The sequence below is a fragment of the Haloimpatiens lingqiaonensis genome, assembly GCF_901447495.1.
GTDB lineage: Bacteria > Bacillota > Clostridia > Clostridiales > Clostridiaceae > Haloimpatiens > Haloimpatiens lingqiaonensis.
In genome coordinates, this window is record NZ_CABDWS010000029.1 from 25,727 (window position 1) to 36,947 (window position 11,221).

Annotated in this window: 12 protein-coding genes; 9 read left to right on the forward strand and 3 right to left on the reverse strand. The window is 31.9% G+C overall.

What is annotated here, in order from left to right; all coding sequences use genetic code 11:
- Positions 1-46: 46 nt before the first annotated feature.
- The 6 genes from fabF (at position 47) to FGK85_RS07570 (ending at position 5,757) form a co-directional block, all read left to right on the forward strand.
- On the forward strand, positions 47-1,288 hold the full coding sequence (gene fabF, locus FGK85_RS07545) for a beta-ketoacyl-ACP synthase II (protein WP_138205280.1): 1,242 nt from the start codon (positions 47-49) through the stop codon (positions 1,286-1,288).
- Between the two features lies 1 nt (position 1,289).
- Positions 1,290-1,805 carry an acetyl-CoA carboxylase biotin carboxyl carrier protein gene (gene accB, locus FGK85_RS07550; RefSeq protein ID WP_138205260.1) on the forward strand — a complete coding sequence of 172 codons (516 nt, stop codon included), beginning with the start codon at positions 1,290-1,292 and terminating at the stop codon, positions 1,803-1,805.
- 195 nt (positions 1,806-2,000) lie between these two features.
- The gene (fabZ, locus tag FGK85_RS07555; RefSeq protein WP_138205262.1) at positions 2,001-2,441 is read left to right on the forward strand and encodes a 3-hydroxyacyl-ACP dehydratase FabZ; all 441 of its coding nucleotides are present in this window, start codon (positions 2,001-2,003) and stop codon (positions 2,439-2,441) included.
- Between the two features lie 279 nt (positions 2,442-2,720).
- Positions 2,721-4,064, forward strand: a complete 1,344-nt coding sequence (locus tag FGK85_RS07560) for an acetyl-CoA carboxylase biotin carboxylase subunit (protein ID WP_138205264.1) — start codon at positions 2,721-2,723, stop codon at positions 4,062-4,064.
- Between the two features lie 15 nt (positions 4,065-4,079).
- Positions 4,080-4,943, forward strand: coding sequence for an acetyl-CoA carboxylase, carboxyltransferase subunit beta (accD, locus tag FGK85_RS07565; RefSeq protein ID WP_138205266.1), 864 nt, complete (start codon positions 4,080-4,082; stop codon positions 4,941-4,943).
- A 16-nt stretch (positions 4,944-4,959) separates the two neighbouring features.
- Complete coding sequence (locus FGK85_RS07570; protein ID WP_138205268.1) at positions 4,960-5,757, forward strand: acetyl-CoA carboxylase carboxyltransferase subunit alpha; 798 nt, start codon at positions 4,960-4,962, stop codon at positions 5,755-5,757.
- Positions 5,758-5,926: 169 nt separating this feature from the next.
- On the opposite strand, the gene hsp18 is transcribed toward FGK85_RS07570, so the two are convergent.
- Positions 5,927-6,367: a heat shock protein Hsp18 gene (hsp18, locus tag FGK85_RS07575; protein ID WP_138205270.1), complete on the reverse strand. Its 441-nt coding sequence runs from the start codon at positions 6,365-6,367 to the stop codon at positions 5,927-5,929.
- 333 nt (positions 6,368-6,700) lie between these two features.
- On the opposite strand from hsp18, the gene FGK85_RS07580 reads away from it, so the two are divergent.
- Entirely contained in the window at positions 6,701-7,237 is a 537-nt protein-coding gene (locus FGK85_RS07580; protein WP_138205272.1) for a ribonuclease FAU-1 family protein, read from the forward strand.
- Between the two features lie 140 nt (positions 7,238-7,377).
- Here the strand turns inward: FGK85_RS07580 and FGK85_RS15300 are convergent, their stop codons facing one another.
- Complete coding sequence (locus FGK85_RS15300) at positions 7,378-7,521, reverse strand: hypothetical protein (protein WP_171011358.1); 144 nt, start codon at positions 7,519-7,521, stop codon at positions 7,378-7,380.
- A 376-nt stretch (positions 7,522-7,897) separates the two neighbouring features.
- Here FGK85_RS15300 and FGK85_RS07585 point away from each other — a divergent pair, with 376 nt between their 5' ends.
- On the forward strand, positions 7,898-8,581 hold the full coding sequence (locus FGK85_RS07585; protein ID WP_138205274.1) for a hydrolase: 684 nt from the start codon (positions 7,898-7,900) through the stop codon (positions 8,579-8,581).
- A gap of 94 nt (positions 8,582-8,675) precedes the next feature.
- Here FGK85_RS07585 and FGK85_RS07590 read toward each other — a convergent pair whose 3' ends face one another.
- Positions 8,676-8,954 carry a cysteine-rich small domain-containing protein gene (locus FGK85_RS07590; protein WP_138205276.1) on the reverse strand — a complete coding sequence of 93 codons (279 nt, stop codon included), beginning with the start codon at positions 8,952-8,954 and terminating at the stop codon, positions 8,676-8,678.
- A 1,892-nt stretch (positions 8,955-10,846) separates the two neighbouring features.
- Between FGK85_RS07590 and FGK85_RS07595 the strand changes: the two genes are divergently transcribed.
- The coding region (locus FGK85_RS07595) for a hypothetical protein (protein WP_341472459.1) at positions 10,847-11,221 on the forward strand (375 nt) is incomplete at its 3' end.

The following is an 11,221-nucleotide window of genomic DNA, read 5'->3' on the forward strand; positions in this document are numbered from 1 at the left end:
AGCTATGAATAGAAAATTGAGAATGAAGAATAGAGGGATGATAAAAATGAAGAGAGCAGTAGTTGTTACAGGGGTAGGTGCCATTACTCCTGTAGGTAATGATGTAGATACATTTTGGAACAATATAAAAAATGGAGTATCAGGAATAGATTTTATAAAGGGATTTGATGCTAGTAATCAAAAGGTAAAGGTAGCAGCTGAAGTTAAGGATTTTAATCCTAATGACTATATGGACAGAAGAGAAGCTAAAAGAATGGATAGATACTGTCAATTGGCTATGGTAGCAGCAGAGGAAGCAGTTAAGGATGCAGCATTAGACTTAGAGAAAATTGAAAAGGAGAGATTTGGAGTTTTAGTAGGCTCAGGAGTTGGTGGAATACTTACATTAGAAGCTGAGCATAAAAAACTTTTAGAAAAAGGTCCTTCTAGAGTTTCTCCTTTTATGATACCTATGTTAATAGGAAACATGGCTGCAGGGAATATAGCTATAAAATTTGGTGCTAAAGGACTATGTACTACTGTAGTTACAGCTTGTGCTACAGGTACTAATGCTATAGGAGATGCTTTTAGACTTATAGAGCACGGCTATGCAGATATAGTAATTGCAGGAGGAAGTGAAGGATCCATAACTCCACTTACAGTGGCTGGTTTTGCATCACTTACTGCTTTAAGCAAAAGTGAAGACCCTAAAAGGGCATCGATTCCTTTTGATAAGGAAAGAGATGGTTTTGTAATTGGTGAAGGAGCTGGAATTGTTGTATTAGAGTCCCTAGAGCATGCTAAAAAAAGAGGCGCAAGAATATATGCTGAAATAAAGGGTTATAGTATGACTTGCGATGCTTATCATATAACTTCACCAGCACCAGATGGAGAAGGCGGTGCCAGAGCAATGAGACTTGCCCTAGAGGATGCAGGAATAAAGGAAGAAGATATAGATTATATAAATGCACATGGAACAAGCACACCATACAATGACAAATTTGAAACTGCAGCTATAAAAAGTGTATTTGGAGATAATGCCTATAAAATACCTGTAAGCTCAACAAAATCTATGACAGGACATCTTTTAGGTGCGGCAGGAGCTGTGGAAGTAATAATTTGTGCTAAGGCACTACAGGAAGGATTTATCCCTCCAACTATAGGATATCAGGTAAAAGATGAAGAGTGTGATTTAGACTATGTTCCTAATGTGGGAAGAAAAGAAGATATAACTTATGCATTATCCAACTCACTTGGATTTGGAGGACATAATGCAACTATAATATTAAAGAAATGGGATGACAGATAGTATGAATTACAAAGAAATATGTGATTTGATAAATACTGTTAGCGAGTCAAAGCTTACTTCTTTTGAAATAGAAATAGATGGAGTTCATCTTAAAATGGGCAAGGAAGAAAAAATATTAATAGAGGATAATAGCTCTAAAAGGGTATCTGAAGATATATTATCTAAAGGTAAAGAAGAAAACTATTGTAAAAAGGAAGTAGCTTTAGAAAAGGAAATTCAAATTGAAACAGAAGCAGGTTCAAAGGGAGAAGCTTTAAGTATACAGGATGATAAAGATATAGAAATTATTAAATCACCTATAGTTGGGACTTTTTATGCAGCTCCAGCTCCAGACAAAGATAATTTTGTTAGTATAGGGTCAGTGGTTAATAAGGGAACTACTTTATGCATAATAGAAGCAATGAAGCTTATGAATGATATAGAGTCAGAATTTCATGGCGAAATAGTGGATATACTTGTAAAGAATGAAGATATGGTAGAGTATGGCCAACCGCTTTTTAAAATAAGAATAAAATAATATAAAATCCTCAATCCTAAGGGATATTCCAAGGATTGAGGATTAAAAGTATTAAACAATTAAAATATAAAGTAAATAAAATATAAAGTAAATAAAATATAAACAAAATAAAATATTAAAGAATATAAGTAATTATAATACTTATAAGGTAAAATATTTAGCCCATTTATTAATAGAGGATTTGGAGGCGAGATTATGGAAGCTGTAAATAAAAGTCTTAATATAAAAGAAATAATGGAAATAATACCTCACAGATATCCATTTCTGTTAGTGGATAAAATAGAAGAATTAGAGCCGGGGATTAAGGCAGTAGGATATAAAAATGTAACTATGAATGAATATTTCTTTCAAGGACATTTCCCAGGAGAGCCTGTTATGCCAGGAGTCCTAATAATAGAAGCACTAGCTCAAGTTGGGGCAGTAGCTCTTTTAAGTTTAGAAGAGTACAAAGGAAAAATAGGATATTTTGGTGGAATAAATAAAGCAAGATTTAGAAGAAAAGTAGTACCAGGAGATGTACTTAAATTAGAGGTAGAAATAATAAAGAGAAAAGGACCTATGGGAGTAGGAAAAGCAGTAGCTACAGTAAATGGAGAAAAGGCAGCAGAAGGAGAGCTTACCTTTGCTATAGGATAATTTCGGGTAATTCCTAGTGGCCAATTATAAGTCTTTACCTTCTAGTTGATTTATCCAGAGACTTACCTGCCGTAACACTCCCACTTCTAACAAAGTGGGAGATAACGGCAGCTACGTCCCTGGATAACGATCTCTTAGCTTCCGTTGGAGTAAAAACTCCATCTGAAGCTAAGAGCTCTGTTTATAGATTAGATGGAGGAGTTATTGGTTTTTTACAGATTAGGCATTGGGAGATAGGATTAGTGATTTGTCGTTAATAGAAGCAGTGAGGTGATAAAGTTGTTTAGCAAGATATTGATTGCAAATAGAGGAGAGATTGCAGTTAGAATAATAAGAGCCTGTAGAGAGATGGGAATAGAAACTGTAGCTGTTTATTCAGAAGCTGATAAGGAAGCTCTTCATGTTCAGTTAGCTGATGAGGCAGTTTGCATAGGCCCAGCTAAATCTAAGGATAGTTATTTAAAGATGGAAAATATAATAAGTGCCACAGTACTTACAGGAGCAGAAGCTATACATCCGGGCTTTGGATTCCTATCAGAAAATAGTAAGTTTGCTCACATGTGCAAAGATTGCAATATAGTATTTATAGGACCAGAACCTGATGTAATAGAAAGTTTGGGGAACAAATCAAAGGCAAAAGAAATGATGAAGGAAGCCAAGGTGCCTGTTATAAGAGGATCAGAAGGTGCAGTATATGATGAACAAGAGGGACTTTCTATTGCCAAAGATATAGGTTTTCCTGTGATGATAAAAGCATCTGCAGGCGGTGGCGGAAGAGGAATAAGAATAGTAAGAGATAAAAAGGAATTTTTAAATTCTTTTAGAAGTGCTAAAAGTGAAGCTAAGGCAGCCTTTGGGGATGACAGTATGTATATTGAAAAATTTATAGAAAAACCTAGGCATATAGAGTTTCAGATATTAGCAGATAATTATGGTAATGTAATTCATTTAGGCGAAAGAGATTGTTCACTTCAGAGAAGAAATCAAAAGGTATTAGAAGAAGCACCATCTACTGTAATAGATGAAAATCTTAGAAAGAAAATGGGAGATGTGGCTGTTAGAGCAGCTAAAGCAGCAGGATACAGTAATGCAGGTACCATTGAATTTTTAGTAGACAGTAGAGGAAATTTCTACTTCATGGAGATGAATACTAGAATACAAGTAGAGCACCCTATAACTGAAATGGTTACAGGAGTAGACCTTATTAAAATGCAAATTAAAATAGCCAGTGGAGAGAAGTTAGAATTAAGCCAAGAGGATATAAAAATAAAAGGACACTCTATAGAATGCAGGATAAATGCAGAAAATCCTAGTAAGGGATTTATGCCTTGTCCAGGAGAAATAAAGTATATTTATATACCGGGAGGATTAGGTGTAAGACTTGATTCAGCAGTATACCAAGGGTATAAAATACCTCCAAATTATGATTCTATGATTGGAAAGTTAATAGTTTATGGAGAAAATAGAGATGAAGCCATAATGAGGATGAGAAGAGCTCTAGGAGAGTTTATAATAGAGGGAGTAGATACAAACATAGATTTTCAATTCGACATATTAAACAATGATCAATTTGTGGCTGGAGATTTCCACACAGGCTTTATAGAAAGTCAATTTTTAAAGTAAGGTAGGTAAAGGCCTATGTTTAAATTTAGGAAGTTTTTAAAAAAGGATAAATATATTCAAGTACAAGAGAAAAACATTGTGGATAATGTTGAAAAAAAACCTAGTATACCAGATGGAATGTGGATAAAATGTGAAAGCTGTGGAAGTATTATATACAAAGAAGATGTGGAAAGAAATCTAAATGTATGTATAAATTGCAACTATAATTTTAGATTAAGTGCTAGGGAAAGACTAAAACTAATTTGCGATGAAGGTACTTTTATTGAAATGGATGCAAATATGGAGAGTAAAAATATACTTGGTTTTCCCGGATATAATGAAAAATTAGAAAAGGAAGAAAAAAAGTCTGGAGAAAAGGATGCAGTGGTTACAGGCATTTGTAGAATTCATGGATACAAAAGTGTTATTGCTGTTATGGATAGCAATTTTATGATGGGAAGTATGGGAGCTGTAGTAGGTGAAAAAATTACAAGAGCTATAGAAAAAGCCACAGAAGAAAGGCTTCCTATAATAATATTTACCACTTCTGGAGGAGCTAGAATGCAGGAAGGTATGGTTTCTCTTATGCAAATGGCTAAAACTAGTAGTGCCTTAGGAAGACATAGTGATGCAGGTCTTTTATATGTAACAGTACTTACAGACCCTACTACTGGTGGAGTAACAGCTAGTTTTGCTATGCTTGGAGATATAATTCTTGCAGAGCCAGGAGCACTAATAGGTTTTGCAGGAAAAAGAGTAATTCAGCAGACCATAAATCAAACGCTGCCAAAAGAATTTCAAACTGCGGAATTTTTACTTCAAAGAGGGTTTGTGGATAAAATAGTTAAAAGAGAGGATTTGAAAAAAACTTTAGGGCAAATTCTCAGAATGCATAGATAGCTATGGAGGTGAAAAAATGACCAATTTAACACCCTGGGAAAAACTGAAAATAGCAAGAATGGTGGAAAGACCTACTGCTCTTGATTATATAAATATAATATTTAATTCTTTTATGGAGTTTCATGGAGATAGATATTTTGGAGATGACAGCTGTGTGGTAGGTGGTGTTGGTGAGCTTATGGACATTCCAGTTACCATAATAGGACAACAAAAGGGTAAAAATACTAAAGAAAATATAAAAAGAAATTTTGGTATGGCAAACCCAGAAGGATATAGAAAAGCATTAAGACTTATGAAACAGGCAGAGAAATTTAAAAGGCCTATAATTTGCTTTGTAGATACGCCAGGAGCCTTTTGTGGTGTAGGAGCAGAAGAAAGAGGACAAGGAGAGGCTATAGCTAGAAATTTATTAGAAATGTCCAAATTAAAAACTCCTGTCATATCTATAGTTATTGGTGAAGGTGGCAGTGGAGGAGCCCTTGCTTTAGCAGTAGGGGATAGAGTTTGGATGCTAGAAAACTCTATATATTCTATATTATCACCAGAGGGCCTTGCAACTATTTTGTGGAAGGATTCTTCAAAGGCGAAGGAAGCTGCAGATATTATGAAAATAGCAGCGGAGGATCTTAATAACTTAAAAATAATAGATAAAATAATAAAAGAACCTGAAGGTGGAGCTCATGAGGATATTCAGTCAGTTGCTTTAGATATTAAAAATAATTTATTACAAACTTTAAAAGTGCTGATGAATTTACCTACAGAAGAGCTTTTAGATGAGAGATATAGGAAATTTAGGGAAATGGGAGCGTATTAGGGGGCTAGGGTGCCATAGGGCTAGAGGGCTAGTGGCTAAGGTTCCAGATAGCTAAGTTATAGAGGTATAGAGTATTAGGCTGTAGCACTAAGAATTTCTTAATGCCACAGCCTATTTTTGAAGGTTAACCTAAGTATTTATTTTTTATTGGGGTAAAGAGTCTTGATTATTATTGAATTTCTATTCTTTTAATATTATTATTGCCTTTTTCTTTTTTAGGAAGAGCTATTTTTAATATTCCATTTGAAAATTCTGCTTTAATAGCTTGATCATCTACATTATCTACATAGAAGCTTCTTTTAAATTCACCATAGGAGATTTCTCTTCGTACATAGTTAGAAGAAGTATCTTCTACTGTATTTTCTTTTTTTGCACAAATAGTTAAATAATTATTAGTATATTCTATATTTATAGCGTCCTTAGTTATACCAGGTAATTCAGCCTCCATTGTATAGCTATCATCTGTTTCCTTAACATCTACTTTAAAGGAATTTCCCATAAAATCATTAGAGGCAAAGAAATCGTCTTTAAAGAAGTTGTCAAAGAATTTGTTGAAGTAATCATCTCTTTTCATCATGTTATTTTTTCTAAAAGGAACTAGATCAAACATATATAACAACCTCCTCATAATAGTTTAATTTTTGTTTACAAGTATATGATACAATAAAGGTCAAAGAAAGTCAAAGTATAAAACTCTTAAATATAAGTTTATATTTAAAGATAATACTAGAAAAAAAGGTTTAATTTAAATATTTTAATATTTTTGCAGGAAATTCAAGACTTATATCTAAATTTAAATATAATCTGCTTTTTAATTAAATATGCATAGAGTTTTTGTGCATATTTAATTAAAAAGGCATACAAATAATTATAACTTATATAAGATAATGGTATAATATAAATAAATGACTGGGCTTAATAATGTGGGTTAAGGTGATTGAGTATGAAAAGGAAATTTGCAGATAAAGAAAATTGGATAAGAGTTATAAAAAAGAGGTTCAAATTAAAATATGTAGACAATGATGACTTTAAAGGATATATTTCTGCAATATACATAGATGAAGTTACTGAGCCTTTAGCAAAAGAAGTTTTAGGAAAAAAATTACTTTTAGCGGACAAGGGTTATATGTGGATGCAGCAATTTCCTGAAGGAAAGAACTATGCACTTACTACTATGGTAAACGATAAAAAGGAAATTATACAATGGTATTTTGATATATGCAGGGAGCCTAAAATAAATAGAAAAGGGATACCTTATTTTGATGATTTATACCTAGATATAGTGGTACTTCCTAAAGGAGAATTAGTAATTTTGGATGGAGATGAATTGGAGGAAGCTTTAAAGGACGGAGATATAGGTATAGAAGAATACAAATTAGCTTGGAATGAAACAAAAAGATTGGTTAGAGAAATAAATGAAGGTAAAAATATAATATTAAATTCTAGTAATAAGTATTTAGACTATATAGAAAGATTATAGACATAACAAAGGGGCTGTGGCATTAAAGAATTTACATAGGATATATTGTCTTAAAAATTAAAATTTAGCACAATATATCGTATTATCTATTCTTAGTGCCACAGCTTCCTTTTGATGGTTTATATAGAGTTTTTTTAATCCTATCTTTTTAAATTTTTCCTAGAGGGTTCTAAATCTCTTTCTTTAAAACCACTTACAGAAGTTTCGCTACTTTTATGTTCTTTAAAGGCATTTTCTATGTCCATAGCTACTTTTTTATTGGTTTTATTTTGTCCTTTAGACATAATATATCACATCCTCACTCTTTAGAATTTATTATAAATTTTAGCTTTATTTTACACATAATTTTTATTTATTTTATTGTTAATAATCTAATAATATTATTGGGTAAATTATTGATTTTAATTCATTTTTAGTGTAAATTATTGATACTAGACAAAACATATAAACAGAGCTCTTAGCTTCAGATGCAGTTTTTACTCCAACTGAAGGTTAGAGATCGTTATCCAGGGACGTAGCTGCCGTTATCTCCCACTTTGTTAGAAGTGGGAGTGTTACGGCAGGTACGTCTCTGGATAAAAGGTTAAGAATAAAGGAAAAGGGAAAGTTAAATAGAATATTTAAATGTTATAAAAAATGTTATATAAGGGGGAGAGAAGCTTGGCAAAGTTTGTTCCAGAAGTTAAAGGAGCTTTAAGAAATCATATTATAGAATTGCCACCAGTTATAAGAGATGCCAGTGGCATTAAAGTGTTTGGGAAAAGATTAAAATCGTTTATTTTCTCAACAGATGTTGCAATAATAAGAAATACTAATGCTGATGCAGTAATTGCCGTATATCCATTTACTCCTCAGCCCATAATAACTCAAGCATTAGTGGTGTCCTCTGATATACCAATTTTCTGTGGAGTTGGAGGGGGAATAACAACAGGTAAAAGAGTGGTTAACTTGGCACTAGATGCTGAGTTTAAAGGAGCTATGGGGGTTGTAGTTAATAATCCAACACCTAATGAAGTTATAAGAAACATGAGGGAAACCATAGACATACCTATAGTAGTAACAGTTGTATCAGAATTTGAGGATATTAAGTCACGCATAGAAGCTGGAGCTAATATTTTAAATGTAAGTGGAGCAGAAAGAACTCCTACTATAGTAAAGAAAATAAGAGAACAGTTTAAAGAAATTCCTATAATAGCTACAGGGGGGCCTAATGAAGAAAGTATAAAAAGGGCCATAGATGCAGGCGCTAATGCCATAACCATGACACCACCGTCTACAGCACAGATATTTAGGGATATAATGAATAAATACAGAAAACAATATTCTGATGATAGGTTTGAATAATATATTTTGTTTAGAATAAAGGCATATGTTAAAACCATAATTAGGTGGATTTAACATATGCCTTTATTGATGTACTCGCATAACATTTTTATTTTTAATCTTCTTTTTTATCCCTATTAGTTGAAGCTAATTTCATAACTTCAGGCATTTTAGACATTATATATTCATAACCATTTTTAGAATGAGGAATTAAACAGTTAGTACAATCTTTTATGCCTTTATTCGTGTACCTGAAGTTTCCTCCGCATTTATCCCCTAAACCATATAAGGGACAAAAGCAAAATAGACAATTAAAATCAGAAGGCTCCTTAGTTTTATGACAAGGGAAGTATTCACAGTTTTTATGTTGAAAGAATTTATAGTTTTCACTCATGATATTCACTCCAATCTATAATATACTTCTATCTAAATTATAACACAAAATAGAAAAATTGTGACGGAAGTGGCATAGGAAAAATCTGCTTTTAAGTCCACAATAAATATATTTTTTTAGACTGTTCGCAGTACGCTAAGAAATTCTAATGTTTTCAAATTTGAATACCCTAAAGCTTTCAAACTCACTCGTTCCTCGTTCAGGCAATGAAAGCTTCTTAACGGGTATTCAAATTTGAAAACAAAGAATTTCTAAAGCTAGCTCAATAGTCTAAAAAAATATATTTATTGTTCCCTTAAAATCAGATTTTTCAGTTCATGCGTACATGGTCACGGGGAGAGGGCAGCCTACTAAAGGATATTTCAGTGGGCTAGTGTGCTAGAGGACCAGAGGGCTAGAGAAGGATAATTTTTCTTCATTGCATTACGAAAAATTTTAGAATGTAAAAAAGATAGCTAGACTAAATATATAAATATCAGATATCAAATATCAAATATCAAATAATGTGGATTTTCTTCATTTTATTCAGAAAATCTTTAATTTATAAATAGAAAAGCGCTTATAATCTTTTAGGCGTAGCCTTTCGAAAAGTTATATGATACTTATTAAAATAGTAATTAAAATTCGATTCATTTTGCCGTAAGGCAATTGTTTGTATAAAGCTTCGTTTTGTAGATAAGTAAGAGATAAAAAGTAAGAAGTAAGAGTAAAGAATAGAACTCAATGAGTTTTTTATAATTAATTTGTGAATAAGTAAAAGGTGATAGTTGTGGTTAAAATTCAGCAAAGCTTAATTTTTGAAGAACTATTGCTTAAAGGGCTATTAAGTCATCAGACCGATAGGGCACAGAAATAGCACTGCTTTCACTTAACCCATAAAACAGTAATAACCCTAATAAATAATTTTAAATTGCATTTTTATTTTAAGCTTTAACTAAAAATAGATTATCCCAACCATTTTCTATAATAAGTCTTTTATTATAAATCAGCGGGCTACGCCAAAAGAACTTTTTAAGTGCTCAACTTCTGACTTTTTTATCTATTGGCTTGTTTTATTATTATATTTATTTAATTAGAGATTTTCCATAACATAGCGGAGGAAAATCTTCATTCACTATTACTTCTTACTTTTTACCTCTTACTTAATTCTTACTTCCTCAACAAATTCTAATTTAAGAAATTCCATAGGAATTTCAACATTAATTGATATTTGATATTTGATATTTAATATTTCTATATTTCTATATTTTCGCTGGCTGCCGCCAATAAAAGATTTTTTAAGCCCTTAAAAAGAAAAGGTATAACCACTTCATTTAATGAATCAGTTATATCTTTTCCCACTATACCATTTATTTAATTAAAGATTTTCCGTAACGTAGTGGAGAAAAATCATCCTTTAGTAGGCTGTTTTCCCCATAAGTAATGTACCTATGAACTGAAAAAGCTGCCTTTAATGGAGTGATAAAATTGAAATTTTGGACTATTGAACTAGCTTTAGAACTTCTTTGTTTTGAAATTTAAAGCCCCGTTAAGAAGCCTTCATTGCTTGAGTGAGGTACGAGCGAGTTTGAAGGCTTTAGGGGATTTAAATTTCAAAACATTTAGAAGTTCTTAGCGTACTGTTCACAGTCCTAAATTTCAATTTTATCACGGAATTAAAGGCAGCTTTTTCCTACGGTACTTACTTCAAAAAATATATATTATACAGAAGTTTAGCGCTTAAAAATTTTTGGGGCGTGAGCCCGCTGATTTATAATGAATGATTGAGGGTTAGGTTAAAAACCATAAATTCTGATTTTTGCTGGAAATTTTAGAGAAAAAATTTGCATAATAAAAGCATCCTTTTTATAATAGTTTTTACTAGAAACCAACTTAAAAAGGATGCTGATAAAATGAGTAAAAGTTATTTAAAACAATTACTTACTTATATTAATAAGGTATACGATATAGGTGAAAAAATCAATAACTTAAAAGATAAAAGAATAAAATCTGATGTAAAAATTTCAACAATTACCTTCGTGGTGTTATTTGGATTTATGCTTCAGATAAGAAGTTTCAATAGATTAGAACATTGGCTTAAAAAAGGCAAGTTTAAAAAAGTAATACCTAAAAAAACTAAAATGCCACGCATTGATGCCGTTAGGCGCTCCTTAAGTGATTTTGATTTAGATGGATTAAAAGAAATTCATAAACATATAATAAAAACCATTGTAAAAAATAAAGTATTTAGAAATGGTACTATAGATAAATTAAAAGTAGTTGCCATA